General features: G+C 69.8%; 12 protein-coding genes. 4 read left to right on the top strand and 8 right to left on the bottom strand.

What is annotated here, in order from left to right:
• Window positions 1–91 precede the first annotated feature (91 nt).
• Window positions 92–2623 (bottom strand): 2OG-Fe(II) oxygenase, encoded by a 2532-nt coding sequence (locus tag ABZV38_RS26970; RefSeq protein ID WP_356331043.1) that lies wholly within the window; start codon window positions 2621–2623, stop codon window positions 92–94.
• A 225-nt stretch (window positions 2624–2848) separates the two neighbouring features.
• The gene (locus tag ABZV38_RS26975) at window positions 2849–3214 is read right to left on the bottom strand and encodes a hypothetical protein (protein WP_356331044.1); all 366 of its coding nucleotides are present in this window, start codon (window positions 3212–3214) and stop codon (window positions 2849–2851) included.
• A gap of 5 nt (window positions 3215–3219) precedes the next feature.
• On the opposite strand from ABZV38_RS26975, the gene ABZV38_RS26980 reads away from it, so the two are divergent.
• Window positions 3220–3489, top strand: a complete 270-nt coding sequence (locus ABZV38_RS26980) for a hypothetical protein (RefSeq protein WP_356331045.1) — start codon at window positions 3220–3222, stop codon at window positions 3487–3489.
• On the opposite strand, the gene ABZV38_RS26985 is transcribed toward ABZV38_RS26980, so the two are convergent.
• From ABZV38_RS26985 to ABZV38_RS26995, 3 genes are all read right to left on the bottom strand, one after another.
• Window positions 3461–5209, bottom strand: coding sequence for a hypothetical protein (locus ABZV38_RS26985; protein WP_356331046.1), 1749 nt, complete (start codon window positions 5207–5209; stop codon window positions 3461–3463). The genes ABZV38_RS26980 and ABZV38_RS26985 overlap by 29 nt on opposite strands.
• Before the next feature lie 280 nt (window positions 5210–5489).
• Window positions 5490–6755, bottom strand: coding sequence for a recombinase family protein (locus ABZV38_RS26990; RefSeq protein ID WP_356331061.1), 1266 nt, complete (start codon window positions 6753–6755; stop codon window positions 5490–5492).
• A 196-nt stretch (window positions 6756–6951) separates the two neighbouring features.
• Window positions 6952–8220: a DUF6880 family protein gene (locus tag ABZV38_RS26995; protein WP_356331047.1), complete on the bottom strand. Its 1269-nt coding sequence runs from the start codon at window positions 8218–8220 to the stop codon at window positions 6952–6954.
• Window positions 8221–8281: 61 nt separating this feature from the next.
• On the opposite strand from ABZV38_RS26995, the gene ABZV38_RS27000 reads away from it, so the two are divergent.
• Window positions 8282–9367, top strand: coding sequence for a hypothetical protein (locus tag ABZV38_RS27000; RefSeq protein ID WP_356331048.1), 1086 nt, complete (start codon window positions 8282–8284; stop codon window positions 9365–9367).
• 200 nt (window positions 9368–9567) lie between these two features.
• Here the strand turns inward: ABZV38_RS27000 and ABZV38_RS27005 are convergent, their stop codons facing one another.
• Window positions 9568–9903: a hypothetical protein gene (locus ABZV38_RS27005; RefSeq protein ID WP_356331049.1), complete on the bottom strand. Its 336-nt coding sequence runs from the start codon at window positions 9901–9903 to the stop codon at window positions 9568–9570.
• 485 nt (window positions 9904–10388) lie between these two features.
• Here ABZV38_RS27005 and ABZV38_RS27010 point away from each other — a divergent pair, with 485 nt between their 5' ends.
• The gene (locus tag ABZV38_RS27010; protein WP_356331050.1) at window positions 10389–11951 is read left to right on the top strand and encodes a hypothetical protein; all 1563 of its coding nucleotides are present in this window, start codon (window positions 10389–10391) and stop codon (window positions 11949–11951) included.
• 221 nt (window positions 11952–12172) lie between these two features.
• On the opposite strand, the gene ABZV38_RS27015 is transcribed toward ABZV38_RS27010, so the two are convergent.
• Both ABZV38_RS27015 and ABZV38_RS27020 read right to left on the bottom strand, forming a co-directional pair.
• Window positions 12173–13117: an LLM class flavin-dependent oxidoreductase gene (locus ABZV38_RS27015; RefSeq protein ID WP_356331051.1), complete on the bottom strand. Its 945-nt coding sequence runs from the start codon at window positions 13115–13117 to the stop codon at window positions 12173–12175.
• Window positions 13118–13317: 200 nt separating this feature from the next.
• On the bottom strand, window positions 13318–14763 hold the full coding sequence (locus tag ABZV38_RS27020; RefSeq protein ID WP_356331052.1) for an amino acid permease: 1446 nt from the start codon (window positions 14761–14763) through the stop codon (window positions 13318–13320).
• A gap of 612 nt (window positions 14764–15375) precedes the next feature.
• Here ABZV38_RS27020 and ABZV38_RS27025 point away from each other — a divergent pair.
• On the top strand, window positions 15376–17034 hold the full coding sequence (locus ABZV38_RS27025; protein WP_356331053.1) for an N-6 DNA methylase: 1659 nt from the start codon (window positions 15376–15378) through the stop codon (window positions 17032–17034).
• Window positions 17035–17036: the final 2 nt, after the last annotated feature.

Genomic DNA, 17036 nt, shown 5'->3' on the forward strand with positions numbered 1-17036 from the left:
GGACCGACCGGCCTCACGAAGAAGGGACCCGGCGCCCGGAGAGGTCCCGGTCCCGGTTCGGGTTCCGGTTCGGGTTCCGGTTCGGATCCCGTCAGCCCTTTCCGGTGGGGGCAGTTCCGTCGGCCAGGAGGGCACGCAAACGGGTGAGGTCGGCGGCGGCCCTGGTGCGGCGGTCGCGTTCGTCGGTGAACAGGCGGTCGGTCTTGGTCAGGACGAGGGTGTACGGGCGTCCCAGGCGCCGGGTGACGTGCCGGACGGGCAGGGCGGCGGTGTCGATCAGCTGGTGGATGTGCTGCCGCCGGGGCTGCGCCAGGGGCCATTCGTGGGAGCACCTGGTCGGGGAGGTGAGGAAGGACTCCAGGGTGGTGCAGAGCTCGCAGCCGCAGCCGGCGGGACCGGTGTGCGGGGCCGGGCCGCGCCGCTGTCCCCGGCCCCGCTCCGGCGGGTGGGCACTCCAGGTGATCGACCAGTCGTCGGCGGTGCGCTCGGGGCGGGCCAGGAGTGCCTCGAGGCGTTCGACGCAGTCATGGGCGAGGGCGGTTGTGAGGCCGTCGGTGATGCCCGGCCCCGGTGGGCCGGACATCGGTGGGCCGGGATCGTCCTGCGGACGTGGCGTCAGGACGGCTGGGACCATGCATTCCAGGACGGTGTCGTCGTATCCGCGCAGGGTCTTCCGGATGGTTGCGGGCAGGGAGCCGCCGGCGCACCGGGACAGCCGGGCGAGCGGGGCGGCGAGCCCCGCCAACGAGGGAGTGCGCTGCGCGGTGTGGCGGACTGTCGTCCAGTACTTCAGCAGGCTGTCGAGCCACTTCCAGGTCTCCGCCGTCAACTGTTGAGCCGCCTGCCCGGCGCCCGCCGCCTCCAGTGCCCGGACGATCCCCGGCAGGTGACGGGTCCACTCACGCCGTCCCCTGTCCATGTGCCGGGAGGGCTCCCCGAACCACGCGGAGAGCAGGGGCCCGGACCACTGTGCGCCGTGGTGGGTGCAGGCGGTGGCGAGGGCGTCGGCGTGGGCGGGAGTCAGGGACTCCAGGGGGAGGGGGCTGAGGAGTGTCGCGGCGAGTGCCGGATCGTCCAGGAGCGGGGCGATGCGCAGGGCGAGGCCCAGCATCCTGTCGAGGGAGGTGCCGTCCGCAGCGCCGTCCCCGTCCCCGTCCCCGCTCCCGCTTCCGTATGCCGGGCCGGTGGACGTCGTGCCGGCCCGGACGGTGGAGGCGACGACGCCGGACCAGAACGGCTCCAGTGAGGCGGCGTCGGTCCTGGCCGCCGCGGCGGTGTCGCCGGACGTCAGGCGCTGGTGGAGGTCGTCGAGGGCTTCGGCGGGCCGGGCCTCGGCGCGCGTGGCGAACGCCTGCTCGCGCGGCCACAGCACGACGGCCGACCGGTGGTACCAGCGGTCCAGGGTGTTGCCGTAGTTCCCCATGTAGCCCTCGTACGCCGACTCGTACGGCTTCAGGGCCTTGTTCGGGGTGGTGGCGCAGAGTTCCTCGTCGGGGACATGGAGCGCTACGCTCTCGCCGCCGCGGCGGCCGGGAAGCGTCCACCAGGTGAGGGTCACCTCGTCGTCGATCAGGTCGTTGAGTACGTACTCCGGCTCGCTGCTGGTGCGGTTACCGGCTTCGGCCACGTCCTCGTCATCGTCATCGTCGTCGTAGTAGTACGAGGAGTCGTAGCGGTCCCAGGGGTCCTCGCCCTCGGGGTAGGCGTCCCAGGTCTCCTTGACGTCGACGAGGGCCAGGACGGCTTCGCAGTCCGCGGCCTCGGCGGCTGCCCGCAGTACGGCCGCGTGGTGCTGGTCGGCGCCTTTGAGCTGGTCCCAGTGCAAGCTGCGCCGGGTGTACTCGTGGTCGAGGAGGTGGACGAGGCGGCCGGGCGGTGGAAGCGGACGGTAGGAGTAGCGGGGTGTGGCGGGGGTGGTGAAGTGGGAGGTCAGGCAGGCGGCGACCTCGGCCACCGGGCCCGGCCCGGCCGCGCCGTCACCGGCGGGTTTCTCGACGAGCAGGTCGAAGGTGAGGGTCACACGGTAGCCCCGGGTGACCGGGGTGACCTCGTGGCGGCAGTCCGCGTAGAAGGCGACCAGGCCGAGATCGTCCGCCGAGGCGCGGTAGGACCTGCTGGTGCCACCGTGGTGGATGACCAGTTCTCCGCCGGAGTGCGTGGTCGGCAAGGACACGACCAGCGTGCCGATCATCGCGTCGTCCTTCTCCGAATCCTGGTGGGGGAGGAAGAACTGGCCCTTGCCGTAGAGGAGAAGGGAGTGCGGACGGGCGGTCAGCCGGGCGGCCGGTGACAGGCCGAGACGGTCCTGGATCTGGTCGAGGGCGGAGTCGAGGCGTGCCTGCCAGCGGTCGCCGCCGACGGTGAACTGTTCGGGTGTGAGCTCCCAGGTGTCGCGGACGGAGGGGTCGCTGAGTGTCGCCTCCCCCTTGCCGAACTTGGCCCGTCGGGCAGTTGCGATCAGCCTCTTCACCTTGTCGGCCCTGAGCGGGAAGGGCAGCGGGCCGAAACCGTCGACGTCGAGCCGGAGATCCGATGCGGGCAGGGACAGCTCGGTGCTGAACGTCCCGGTGGGCGAGGTGTCGTCGAGCAGGCGGGCGATGTGGTGACGGGGCGGACGGGACATGGAGGACCTCTGCGGAAGGGAAGCGGAAGGGAAGCGGAAGGGAAGCCGAAGGGAAGCCGAAGGGAAGCCGAAGGGAAGCCGAAGGGAAGCGGAAAGGATAAGGGGACGGAGCAGGAATGGTGGGAGGGGCCGGCGGTGTGCGCGGGGGAGAGGGTGCAGGCCCGGCGCCCCCTCCACCGGGCCGGGCGGCGGCTTCCCGCCGTGCGGGAACGGTCGGCGGTCGGCTCAGCGGCGCTTCTTCCGCTTCTTGCCCTTGCCCTTGGCGTTGCTGCCGCCCTTGCGCTTGCGTGCCGCGTCCGCCCGCAGCCGTCCCAGCCGGGTGGCTCTGCCGCGCAGTCCGGTCACGTCGATCCGGGCAAGACGTTCCAGGCCGGCCCGGTCCGGGTGGCCGGAGGCGCATGCCAGCTGGAGCATGACGGTGAACATCTCGGTGTCGTCCCTGGAGCGGCCCGCCTCCGCAAGCAGCCCTTCCTCGCCGCCGAGTTCCCGCATCAGCAGCAGGCTCTCGGCGACGGCCAGGGCGGACTCGCGCTCGTCCATGTCCTCGACGACAGGGAAGGCGGCGGTGCCGGTGGTGCTGTCCGGGTCCATGGTGTGTGCTGTTCCGTCGCCCGCTCCTGTGTGATCAGGAGGGCGTTGGGGGCCAGTTCCGCGTCCTCCCGCAGCGTGCGCAGCAGCTGTGGGCCGAGTCCGTCGGGCAGGTCCATGGCGAGGAGACGCAGCATCGCGTTGCGCCGGGTGTGCAGGCGGACCCGGGCGAGCGCCCCGGCGAGGGCGGGTCGGGCGGCGTCCCAGCCGCCCTGCGCCGCGATCCATCCGGCCAGCTCCGCACGGGCCTCATCGGGCCCGTACTCGTCGAGCAGTGAGGTGAGGAGGGTCGTGGCGTCCGCCTCCCGCAGATCGCCGAGGGCGGGGGCGCGGCGGCCGAGGGAGGTGAGCAGCGCGCGGACCGCGTAGGTGCCCGAGCGGGGTGAGCCGTACGAGTTCGACGTCGTCGCCCTCGCAGGCCCGCAGGAGGTCCCGGCCGGGAGCGGCGCCTTCGTGGCGACCGGCGCCCGGTCCGCCCGGTCCATCCGGTCCATCCGGTCCATCCGGTCCGCCCGGTCCGCTTGGTCCGGCCGGTCCGCCCGCCGTACCGAGGGCGCGCAGGGGTTCGGTGATCGTGGTGTCGACCGGGCCGCGCGTGAGATCGACCATCCCCGCTGCCGCGAGGAGACGGAAGACGGCGTGCAGTTCGGCGGCGGAGCGCCGGTCGGCGGCGTCCGCGGCATCCTCCGTCACGAACCGGTGGGCGTCGTCGAGATAGCCGGTGCGCACCGTGTGCCACAGCAGTGGCCACGGCGTGGCGGCCGGCATTCCATACAGCGCGGCGAGGACGTCCGGCAGCAGCAGGTCGAAGCGCCGGTAGAGCCGGGACGGGACATCCCATCCGGGGCCGGTCAGCAGCGGATCGCGCAGCCAGGGCAGCGCGGTGAGCGCACGGGCGGCGAGCGCGAGAGGGTCCTCGCGTACGGACCTGGCGCCCGCGACCGCCACCAGCCGGCCCCCGTACACCCGCACCAGCCGGGCCTCACGCGCCCACTCCACAAGGAGCCGCAGGTAGGGGAGCTGGTCGGCGCGGCGAATACCGTCGAGCACGTCGCCGGCGAGATGACCGAGCGGGCCCGCCGCCTCACCCAGGCCACGCTCCGTGCCGAGGCGGCGGGCGAGTTCGATCGCGTCGGCGGTCTTCAGGCGGCCGGTCTTCGTCACCGGACGCCCGTCCTTGCCGAGCCAACGGGCGACCTCCGCGAGTTGCCCCAGGACACCCGCGTCCGCGGCGGCCCGGCGCAGCGACGGCTCGTCGCCCAATGCCACCGCGGGCAGCGCCGGTTCCCGTTCCTGGAGCAGGCTGCGGCCACCGGGACCGGCCCCGGTGGCCATGACCCCGCCGGCCAGCTGGTTCAGCATGACCTCCTCGAGCTGCTTCGCGTCGTAGGCGACGAGGCCCGCTCGGGCGTCGGCGAGGAACCGGTCCAGGGACCGTTCGTCGCGTACATCGACGCCGGCACGGGCTGCCGTCAGCATCCAGAACTTGGCCGGGCCCATGAAACGCGGGTCCTGCATCGCTTCGTCATGAGCGGCCCGCAGCTCCTCGGCGGTCTCGCGCAAGCGGCCGGGGTCCTCGGAGCGCGGGTCGAGGATGCCGGTCGCGGCCAGGAATTCCACCAGGCCGGCGACGGCTCCGGGCGCGTCGCCCTCGTCGGCCTCCTGCGGCAGGGCGGTGACGTTCCGGGGCAGCCATTCGAGGAGCAGCGCCCGCACATGCTCCTCACGCCACAGTGCGAGCCGCCCGTCCGTCGTGCCGCGATGCCGGTACTCCAGGGCGTGGGAGAGGAAGAACTCGTTGAGTGCGCCGCGGGTCTCGTCCAGACCGGCGGAGGTCTGCAGCTCGTGCCGGTACTCGGTGACGAGGCGGACCAACCCGTCGCACGCCGACTCGAAGTCGTCGTCTCCGCCGTCGTCCGCCTCCGCGCCTGCGGCCCGAACCGGAGCGATGATTTCGGGGCCGTCGAAGAAGGGGTCAGGGTCGAACAGCAGCCTCACGCCGAACCATCACTTTCTGATGCGCTGGATGTCGATTACCGGATACCGGACGTGTTTCACGGACTCCATCGACGCCCCGCGACGTCGTACCGGGCGGACGAGGCGTGATGCGGGTGCCGGCCACCGACAATACGCCGACCGAACCCGGCCCGGTACGGGACTTGACAGAGCTCCGCACAGGACCTAATCGGGGCCCCGTGCCGGTCGAGCCCGGGTCCTTGGCAGGCCGTCCTGCAGCACCTGGCGGGACGGCGCTCTCAGCGTGCCGGAGCGCCCAGCATCAGCTTCGTGACCAGCGGCGCGATCCGTGGGGTATGGGTCCCGATCCCCCTCGGACACGTACGTACCAAATCCCCACGGTCACTCTGTGACCGTGGGGATTTTCCGTTGTCCGGGCCGTCTCCGTCGCGATGGATCTCGGCGCGGACGGTGGCGCTGCCGGGGGTGTAGTGGCGCTGCCGGGGGTGTAGGAGAGGCGGAGTCCGAGCTGCCGGTAGATCTCGGCCTTGTCGGCCGGGTCTGCGGTGCTGACGACGGCGGCGAGGTCCTTGATGGAGTCGACCAGCCGCGTGATTTCCTCGCGGCTCATGGGTCCCGCGGGGCCCCGGGCGGCGGTCCGGAGGACGGCTTCGGCGCGGGCTCGGTGGGCCTGAGTCTCTGCGATCCATCGGGTGACGAGGGTGGGGTCGGCTCCGGCTTCGAGCGCGGAACGGTGGGTGGCGAGCTTCCTGTCGCACTCCGCGATGGCGGCTCGCGCTGCGTTTTCGGAGGTGTCGGCGGTGTTCTCTTCGGAGGCGGCGCCGGCCAGGGCGTCGACGTTGGCGTAGAGGCGGTGCGGGCTGAAGACGCGGGTCAGCCATGTGTCGAGGGAAGGGATGACCCATGCCTCGCGGAGGTAGACGTTGCGGGGGTGCTCGATGCTGTTGGCCAGGGCGTACTCCTCGGGGAAGCGGCAGCGGTAGTACGGCTCGCCGTGGGACCACTGGCCCTGCATGCGGCGGTCGCACGAGTCGCAGGTGATCCGGCCGCGGAAGAGGTAGGGGTTACGGGTCCGGTGCTGAACGTGCGCGGCGCCGGTGGTGGCTCGCTTGTGGAGCAGCCTGTCGACGCGGGCGAAGATCTCGTCGTTGATGAGCGGGGTGTGGACGATCTTCTTAGAGACGATCCACTTGTCCTGGCCGTTCCACTTCATGGTGGTGGTGTAGCCGAGGGTGACGTCGGTGATGTCCATGAGGGACTCGTGCTTGCGCTGGCGGTTCCAGACCTGGCGGCCGGTGTAGCGGGGGTTGGTGAGGACCGCGCGGACGGCGCTCTTGGACCAGGCCCGGGTGTCGCGGTGTGGGTTGCGGGTGCGGTCGTACGCGGAGGGGCTGAGGATGCCGTCGCGGGTCAGGCCCTCGGCGATGGCGAAGATCCCGAGGCCGCTCAGGTACTCGGTGAAGATGCGGACGACGATCGGCGCGGTGACGGGATCGGGTTCCAGGCCGTGGAGGCGCTTGCCGTCGGCGGCCTTGGCCGGGTTGGGATGCGGGCCGAGATCGACCAGGCGGTAGCCGTACGGGGGTCGGCCGCCGAGGAAGCCACCGCAGGTTCAGCGAAGAGGATCTTGAGCAGATCGTGAAGGATGCCTACCGGCCCAGCAGCGGGAGGACCCGGCGCGGTCGGTACTGACCCAACGAGAAGAGCCTCGGAATTACCCGGTTGGGGGTATCGGATGGCTATCCGGCCGGGCCCCGGGAAGTTCACGGCGCGGTGCCGCGGAGGCCGGACTGGTCGAGGCGGGTGATGAAGCTGGGCTTACGGCGGTGTTCGGCACGCAGGGTGGTGAGGTAGGCGTCGAAGTCGGGTTCGGTGCCCAGGGTGCGGTGGACGGTGCGGAGCTTCTTCAGGTGGCGGGCGGTGTAGTCGTAGCGGCGCTTGTTGCCGGTGTCGGCGAGATAGAGGTCGACCAGGTGGTGGTAGGGGGCGATGACGTCGGCGGGATGGGTGGTGCGGCGCTTCTCGATGAGGTCCTGGAGGGTGTACTTCGACAGGGCGTCGAGGTGCGTGGCGGTGTGCCAGGCGTCGTCGGTGCGGCCGGTCTCGCGGAGGCACTCGATCAGTTCGCGGGTGTACGTGGTGGGGTTGGTGTCCAGGCGTTCGCGCAGGAGGTCCAGGGCCCAGTCGATGGCCTCCGGGTGGTCCAGGCTGTTGGCTGTGGCGGCCAGGGGACGGAAGAGGTCGTGGACGGGGGTGCGGGCGAAGGCGTCGCGGCGGACCAGGAGGGCCTTCTCGGGGCGGTCTGCGGCGAGGTGGAGGGCGACGAGTTCATCGCGGAGCGGGCCCGCGTACTGGTTGGGGCTGGTGGGATGGTCGGTCAGGCCGCGTTCTGCCCAAGTGACGGCCTCGTCGGGGCGGTCTGCGGCCCGGAGTGCCCGGACGATCTTCACGTACGGGGTGGGGCTGGTGAGCTGTTCCGCGAGGACGGCAATGTAGTGGTCGGTGTCGCCGGAGACCTCGGCGAGCTGGACACGCAGGTGCCGGACGCCGAACTCGGCGCCGTACTGGTCAGCGGGCGTGAGGAAGCGAGCGCGCTCCTCGACGATGTCGGTCAGGGCTGCCAGGCCCTTCGGGCCGAGGGCCGGAGCGAAGGCCGCCAGGGGCAGGTCGGGCCAGCCGGGGCCGTCCAGGGTGGTGGCGGCGATCCAGCGGGCCAGCGGTGCCGGGTTCTTCGGCGGGGCGGCGGCCAAGGCGCGGGCGTAGCAGTCGACCAGGGCGCGCAGCGCGTCGCCGGCCATGCCGGAGGAGTCGTCCAGGTGCATCAGGGCCTTGGTGATGCGGTCGACGGCCTTGCGGAGTTCCGGAACCGCCGACACGGCGCTCCTGGACTCGATCAGCCGGGTGGCCTGTTCCTGGACGGCCCATGCGGTGTGTACGTACGCGTCGTGCCCGGCGTAGGGGCCGCGCCGCTTGTCCCGGCGCAGGGCGTCCACCAGATCCGACAGGGCGGCGCTCGTCTCCTCGGTGCTCATCCCTCCATCCCAGCACACCGGGCCGACGAGGCACCGGTGGCCACGGGTAGGGTGCGGCGGCGTGAGTGAGTATCAGTACTACGAGTTCCTGGCCGTCGACCGGCCGCTGTCCAAGGACGAGCAGGCCCAGGTGCGGGCGTTGTCGACGCGGGCGACGATCACCGCGACCCGGTTCGTCAACGAATATCACTTCGGGGACTTCCATGGGGACACCACGAAGCTGGTCGAGCAGCTCTACGACGCGCACCTGTACTTCGCGAACTGGGGCTCGCGCTGCCTGCTGCTGCGGCTGCCCGCCGGCCTGCTGGCGAAGAAGACCGTCGAGCCGTACGCGCTGGAGGAGTCCCTCACCGTCCACACCAAGGGCGGTTACACCCTCCTGGACTTCTCCCTGGACTGCGAGGACGGCGGGGAGTGGGACTTCGAGTCGTCATTCACGCTCTCGGACTTCGTCGGGCTGCGGGCCGAGCTCGCCGCCGGGGACCTGCGGCCGCTGTACCTGGCGTGGCTGGCCGGCCTGCGGGTGTGGGAGCTGGCCGAGGACGACGAGGAGGAGTACGCCCGCGAGACCGAGCCGCCGGTGCCGGCCGGGCTGGGCGAGCTGACCGGACCGCAGCAGGCACTCGCGCATTTCCTGAAGGTCGACGAAGACCTGCTGACCGTCGCCGCCGACGCCTCCGCGCCCTCCGGGGATGCCGCCCCGGCCGATCAGGCCAAGGCGCTGGCCACGTTCGTCAGCGCGCTGCCGACAGCGGAGAAGAACGCACTCCTGGTGGAGGCCGCGCTCGGCAAGGCGGCTCACGTCGGCTCGAGACTCATGGCACGGTTCCGCGCGACCCGCACCCCGGCCGACGCAACCACCGTCGGCAGCCGCCGCAGCGCCGCAGCGCCGCAGCGCCGCAGCGCCGCCGCGCTCCTGGACGCCGCGCACCTGCACCGCACCGGGCGAGCCGAGCGCGAACAGAAGGCCCGCCGAGCGGCGGAAGAGGCCCGGCGGCGGGCCGCCGAAGAACGACGAGCCGCACACCTGGCGAAGGTCGCCGCCGCTCCCGGCCCGCTCTGGACGGAGATCGACGACCTGATCGGTCAGAAGAAGCCCCCGAGCCGACGGGTCAGTTCGTGGCGCCGATCAGTGTCAGCTCCGTGACCAGCGGCGCGATCCGTGGGGTATTGGTCCCGATCCCCCCTCGGACACAACTAGTGACGATACGAAGACGAGGGCCTCGACCTTATGGTCGCGGTCCTCGTTGCGTTTTCGTAACTGACGGTGATGCCTAGGGCCTCGTAGAGCGGGCCTTTCTTCTCGGTGTGGCTGTGCGGATGCGCTGTGCGATGCCTCAAAGGCTCTCAGTGATCTCGCGGATCTGCTGGGCGTCGAGTGGGGGTTCCTTCTTCCGGCTGACGGCGGGAGCGCGTCGAGCTTTGTCTGTGCCGCTTGTCTTTCTGCGCATCGTTGATCCATCGGGTGACGGCGGCAGGGTCGGCTCCGGCTTCGAGGGCGGCCTGGTAGCGGGCGAGTCGGCGTTCGCAGTCCTTGATCGCCTGGCGGGTTTGGGCCTGCTCGGTTGTTTGCGTCTCTGCGGCGCTTGCCGCGGCGCTCGCGTGGGTGAGTGCTTCGATGGTGGCGGTGAGCCGGTCGGGGGCGAAGGCCCGGGCGATCCACTGGTCCAGGGCCTGGCACACGATGTCTTCCCGCAGGTTGACTGTGCGGGGGTGGGTGAGGCCGGGTCCTCGTGGGGAGTGGCGGAACAACTTCCGCCGCTACCCCTTTCGGCCCGCCGCGCCACCGGCGCCCGCTGGCGGGAGGGTGGCGTTCAGGCTCTGCGGTCCAAGGGGCCGGCGGGTCGGCCTTCGCGGTGCCGTTTGAGGAGTGACCCGATTTCCTCGGCCCGGATTAACTCCAGTGCTGAGGAGGGCATTTGAAAGATCCGCAGCCAGTCATTGTGCATCTCGAATGAGGTTGTGTGTCAGGGGGCGGCGTCATGCCCAGGTTCCCGTCGGGTGCCGTGTGCTCGACAGGGTCAACGCTGCTCCGGCCCACCCCCAGGGCGCGGTCACCGGGCTCCTGACGGACACGTACTCTGTATTTGCCCGACCGCCCCGATCTGTTCATACTCCCGTCGGCCGGTGAGGGTGGGCCACCGGGGGCCGGGCCTGACAATTCAACCGTGGCCGAAACCCCAATTCCCCTGCCGCCCGGGATAGTTCCGGCGGATGCCGCTGCCTGGCTCTCCTCCAACGCCGAGCGCTGGCGTGCGCTGCGGCCCGGGCGCTGGGCGCATCCCTTTCCAACGGTTCTGGCGTTGGTGCTCGCGAGCATCGCCGCCCTCCGGCTGGCCCCGGGGGACGCCTACTTCTGCGACGACAAAGGGCCGTGCACTACCGACTGGCTCGCCACGGCCATGGCGGCGCTCGTCGTCGCCGTTGTCTACCGGGGCATCAGACTGCTGCCCCTGGCCACCGCCGCGGTGCTCCCTCTGGTGGTCATCTGGGCGCTTCTCGACCCGGGCACTCCCACCGCAGTGGGCATCACCATGGCGGTCGCGGCCTGCTACGCCTGTCTCGGCTGTCTGCACAGGCTCGCCGCCGCACGCCGTCAGCGTCGGCTGGCATTGGAGATCGCCGGCCCCGGACGGTACCCACTGCCCGAGGCGGCGATGACCCGCCCGGGCGACGGCGAGCAGCTCGGCTGCGGCATCGTGATGGTCGTCGCCGCCGTTCTCGCCTTCGCTCTCGGGCCGCTCCGCGTCACCCCGTTCATGGGCACCGACGGCTGGCAGCTGGTGGCGTTCTTCGGCACCATCATCGGCTTTCTGAGCCTGGCGTACTACGTCAGAGACCGACGGCGTGCCGCCGCGCTGCACCGCGGGCCGGTGCCCGCGCTGCGTGTGCTCGTGCGCGAGGGGGGTGGGCGAAACGACCGGCGTACGTACGTCTTCGCGGCCGACGACGTCGAAGGGCGCCGCCCGTTCCTCGGCTGCTACACCCTGCTCGCCGATGGCGAGTCCCGCATTCCCGTGCACAACCGGCTGCGTGAGGCCGTGTTGTTCGGCCCGCCCCACCCCGGCGGCGGGCTCGTCCTCGTCTCGTCCGACGGACAGGAGGCGCCCCGCCTGTGCATCGAGTACGACGCCGGACCGGCGCGTCAGGAGTACCCCGACGGGCCGTCCGAGCCACCGGGTCCCGGCGCGGAGCCCGTGAGCTGGGGGCCGGGAATCGGGAGCAGACTGTGCGCCGTCCTCGGCCAGGGCATCCTGATCGCCTTCGTGGTCGGTGGCCCTGCCCTACACGGCGAAAGTCCGCTCGGTCAACGCGTGCTCTTTGTGCTTTGCATCCTCGGCGTGACCCTCTTGATCGCCACCCAGTTCAGCTGGCGCATCACGGCGGACAGCGCGGGCCTGTGGGCCGTCGGGACGCGGAGGGTCCGGCACATTCCCTGGAACGAGCTCACCCAAGTCTGGCTGAAGGACCGCGGATTCAGAATCGACCGGTCCGGCGACGGTGCCCGCGGCGCGGAGATCTACGGTGTCGTCGCCCCGGCCTGGCTCAACCGTCGTTTCCGCCGCAGACCGGAGGCGCTGCGGGCGGTCGACGGCATCCGCGCCCTGCAGGCCGATCCCGCTCTGCGGCCGACCGGGGAAAGCGCTCCAGAAGACAGGGGCAGGCCCGTAGGCCTTCCCCTGTTCGTCGTCAATACGGCGCTGGCGCTCGCGCTGCTGGTATTCGGCTGACCGCCGGTGGCCGGGCGGTCGTGGTAGCGGACTTGCGGGAGACCACCGGCGCGCGACCTGCGGTGGTGCCACGCCTTTTGGGAATAACTCGGAAGCGTCGAACCGTACTTGCTCCCGATGAGCAGCCCGCCGCTTCGCGGTCAGACCGCCCCCATCGGGATACCGCATGACACGCCTGGTCGACACTGACAGATGCTCCGTCGCCGCTACCTGAGCTACGGCTAGTCCTCCCCGAAGTCCACCCCAAGCTCCGGCATGACCTCTGAGGCCAGCCGTTCGGCATGTTCGGCCGGCGCGAACAGCGGCGTGAACAAGATGAGTTCCGCGTCGGCAGTGACGATCTCTCGCAGCCGGCGAGCACAGTCCATCGGAGTTCCCGCGATCGCGGCAGCCTCGATCTCGGGTGACTGCCTCGTGTAGAGCGCGGTCAGCTCGGCGTTGATCCGGTCGCGGGCCCGCTGGGCGTCGTCGTCCACCGCGATGTAGACGCGCTTGGCGATCGCGAAGTCATTCGTCGGCCTGCCGGACTCGACCAGTGCCTGCCGCACGATCTGGACCTGCTCGGCAAACTTCGCGGTCGGGACCTGGCCCGCACCGAAGAAGCCGCTGAACAAGCCCGGGTTCATCACGGCACGTCGCAGCGCGGTGCGCCCGCTCCCGCCGAACCACAACGGAGGATTGGGCTTCTGGAACGGCTTCGGTTCCATGGCAGCGTCAGTCAACTGCCAGAATTCGCCGCAGAAGTCTACTCGGGAATCGCGCCACAGGCGTGTCATCACCTCGATGCCCTCGTAGAAGCGGGCGACGTAGCGCTCCGGTCCGACGCCGAAGGCTGCGAAAGGCCGTTGCTTGCCGCCCGTACCGAAGCCGACCTCGATCCTGCCTCGGCTCATCTGGTCCAGCGAGCTGATGCTTTTCGCCAGGTGCACGGGACTGTGCAGCGTGGACACGAAGACCACGCATCCGAGACGTAGGCGCTCCGTGCACGCGGCGGCGTAGGTCATGCTCTCGATCGGTCCGAGCTGCGGCTTCGAACCCAGTGTCTGTTCCTGTGTCCAGGCACTGTCGAAACCCAACTGCTCCACACGTGTGAGGTAGGCGCGGAATGCGTCTGGATCGAACTCGCCGTCTGCGTAGAACTGTGGGATGGAGATCGCGAATCGCACACGCGCATCTTATTGAGCGTCACCTGCTGGGCACTGCTGTGCCACGCCCCCCCTGGTGAGTGGGTGAGGACGCCTTCCGGCCTTTGCTGTCGGGGATGAGGCGCGACGGGCTGCTACCGCTCGACGGCGGCCCCGGTGGACGCGTCTTCAGGCTTCCACCGGGACCGTCCACGCAACCGGGAGAATCAGACGTCCTGGCGCTACCGCGTGAGGTCGTTCACCCGTCGCCGGACGACGAACCAGCCGCCGACCAGCGCCGCCGCGATCAGCGGCAGGCACATCACGGTCGTACGGCCCACTCCGCCGCCCCACCACATCAGGAACACGACCGTGGCAAGGAATGCCAGCGTGACGATCTGCGTGTACGGGGCCCAGGGCAGCTGGTACGAGGGGCGGGTGACCCGGCCATCACGCGAGCGATGCCAGAACAGCAGCGAACAGAGCATGATCATGCCCCACGTGCCGAGGATGCCGATCGACGCGAAGTTGAGGACGATCTCGAACGCCTCGCCCGGCATGACGTAGTTGAGTCCGACGCCGAGGACACCGAAGCCGGCGGTGAGCAGGATGCCGCCGTAGGGCACCTGGCCCTTGTTCATCCGCCCGGTGAACTTGGGCGCCGAGCCCGAAAGCGCCATCGAGCGCAGGATGCGGCCGGTGGAGTACAGCCCGGAGTTCAGGCTGGAGAGCGCCGCGGTCAGCACGACAAGGTTCATCACACCGGCAGCGTCCGGGATACCGAGCTTGTCCATGACGGTGACGAACGGACTCTGGTCCCCCGAGTACGAGGTGTACGGCAGCAGCAGGGCGAGCAGCACCACCGAGCCGACATAGAAGAGACCGACACGCCACATGATCGAGTTGATCGCCTTGGGCATGATCTTCTCGGGGCTCTTCGTCTCACCGGCGGCAACGCCGCACAGCTCGACGGACGCGTACGCGAAGACGACACCCTGGATCACCAGCAGCATCGGGAGCATGCCGACGGGGAAGATGCCACCACTGTCGGTGATGGTGGAGAAACCGGGCGTGTGACCGTCCACCGGGTGCTGGGTCACCACCAGGAAGATGCCGATCAGCATGAACGCGACCAGGGCGCCGACCTTGATGATCGCGAACCAGAACTCCATCTCGCCGAAGTACTTCACCGAGATGAGATTGGCCGTGAGAACGACGGCGAGAGCGATCAGCGCAAGGATCCACTGAGGGATGTCGCTGAACATGCCCCAGAAGTGGGCATAGGTGGCAGCCGCCGTGATATCCGCCACAGCCGTGGTCGCCCAGTTCAGGAAGTACAGCCAGCCGGCCGCGAAGGCGCCCTTCTCTCCCATGAACTCACGGGCGTACGAGACGAAGGCGCCGGAGGACGGCCGGTAGAGCACCAGCTCGCCGAGCGCGCGCACGACGAAGAACGCGAAGACGCCACAGACCGCATACGCGATGGCCAGTGACGGACCCGCCCCGGCCAGCCGGCCGCCCGCGCCCAGGAAGAGCCCGGTGCCGATCGCTCCGCCGATGGCGATCATGTTGATGTGGCGGGATTTGAGGTCCTTGCTGTACCCGGCATCGCCGGCGTCCACATGGGGGGAGCCCGCCGCCGGTGGGGCGGCAACGAGCGTTTCGGCCGCTGTGATGCGGTCACTCATGGAGAGGGTTCGCCTAGGTGAGGGGAAGGTGGGCGTTCCCGGCCGTGGCGGGCCAGAGAGTCGTCACCGTGACACGGTCCGACGCCACATCATCCGGGAATCCTGCGATTCTGGCAGTGCCAAAAGTCACGCAGGAACAAATCTGAGGTAATTCAGAGGTTACGGAGCGGTAAGCAAGGGGGGCGCTGGTCGCGGAGCTCCATTCACGCAGGAGGCGGCTGACCTTCGCCGCGGGTCTGCCCGGATGTGGTTGCACATTTCGCCGTTGTGAACGCTGTGACTGGGCGTATGGGAAGGCCGGGGTGGGGAGATCATGGATCGGTTCACCGAGGCGGAACTGCGGGTACTGGCCGGGCCGCGCTTTTTCGAATCCGCTGAGACGTCCGGATGCGCAGCCCCTGCTACCTGGCCGCACGCCTGAGGTCCATGTCGGACTTGTCCGCCTCCTAGTGGCGGCGGTCGCGGCGATGAGCGGTCCCGTCGGCACTCGGGGGTGTCTCCGGAGCAGTGGGGAATTCTCCGAAGTGCACGGATCGGGCACTTTCTCCTTGCGTGTACGTTGTCAACGTAAATTAGTGTCTGAGGCTCGGCGTGCCGTGTACGGTGGGCCGCATGAAGGAAGACACCCGTCCCAGCCCCGACCCGCTGATCAGCGGTGCCGAGATCGCCCGGCTGGCCGGTGTGACCCGGGCGGCGGTGTCCAACTGGCGGCGCCGTTACGACGACTTCCCGCAACCGGCCGGAGGCGGGACGAACAGTCCGCTCTTCGACCTGGCCGAGGTGCGCGCCTGGCTCGCCGGACAGCGGAAGGGACAGGACGTTTCGGCTGAGGTCAGGCTCTGGCAGTCCTTGCGCGGTTCTTACGGCGACGCCATGGTTGAAGCCCTCACGGCCGTCGCTCACCTTCTCGCCGATGACGGCGCACGACAGGACCTCGCGCCGGAGGTCGTCGAACAGGTGCGGGAAATCGTCGAAAGCACTTCCAAGGGTGATCTGATCGATGCCTTGTCCGAGCGCTTTTTCGATGCCACTCGCCGAGCCGGCTCCGATCAGGTCACCTCGCCCCGGATCGTGCGGGCTGTCCAGCACTTCATCGGCACTGTTCCCGCCGACGCGCGCATCCTGGACCCGGCCTGCGGGATCGGCACCCTGCTCCTCTCCATCGGCCCTGCCACCGGGGCGAGCCGCTACGGGCAGGAAGCCGATGTGGTCATGGCGGACTTTGCGGGTCTCCGTGCCGCTCTGACCGGACACGCCCCCACTGAAGTTCGAGCCGGCGATTCCCTGCGCCATGACCAGTGGCCCGGTCTCAAGGCGCACCTTGTCGTATGTGACCCACCGGTGGCCTCACCCGACTGGGGACGGGAAGACCTCCTCCTCGATTCCCGCTGGGAACTTGGCATCCCCTCAAGGGCCGAGGGCGAACTCGCCTGGTTGCAGCACGCCTATGCCCACACCGCACCCGGCGGCCGCACAGTCATGGTGATGCCCCCGTCGGTGGCCTATCGCAAGGCAGGGCGACGCATCCGCGCCGAGCTCATTCGCCGTGGAATTCTCACCCACGTGGTCGCGCTTCCGCCAGGCACGGCCACCGCCCACTCCCTCCCTGTGCATCTGTGGATCCTCCAGCGCCCGGACCCGCATGGTGTGACGTCTGTACGGATGGTGGATCTCACCGCGAACGCGCCGGATGGTCCTTTGGCCCCGGAGCCCGACCAGTTCGTCGACGTACCCCTGATCGGCCTCCTGGACGACGCTGCCGATCTCACCCCGGGCACACACGTCGCGGAGACCCATCGCGACTATCCGGCCGAGTACGCTGCGCTGCGAGAGGAGCTGACGGCCGGCCTGCGCACGCTGCACACGCTGCTGCCCCAACTCACTCCCGGCAGCGGGCCGGGCACCCTGGACGCAACCATGGTCAGCCTTGCCGATCTGGCCCGCGCTGGGCTTGTGGACCACAACGACATCGGTGAACCGGTTTCCGCCAGCGACCAGCTCGACACCGACTACCTGCACGGGTTCCTGCGAAGCCCCGCCAACAGCCGTCGCTCCACCAGCGCCAGCGGCTCGTTCCGACTTGATGCACGTGGTTCCCGCATTCCGCAGATGAGCGTCGAAGAACAGCGCCGCTACGGAGCCGCCTTTCATGCGCTCCAGGAGATGGAGAAGAGCACCGCGCGTTTGGTCCGGCTCAGTGCGGATCTCACCGCCCTGGCTCGTGACGGTCTGACCAATGGCGCTCTGAACCCCCCTTCAACCCACGAGTGAAC

The sequence above is a fragment of the Streptomyces sp. NPDC005181 genome, assembly GCF_040608395.1.
GTDB lineage: Bacteria > Actinomycetota > Actinomycetes > Streptomycetales > Streptomycetaceae > Streptomyces.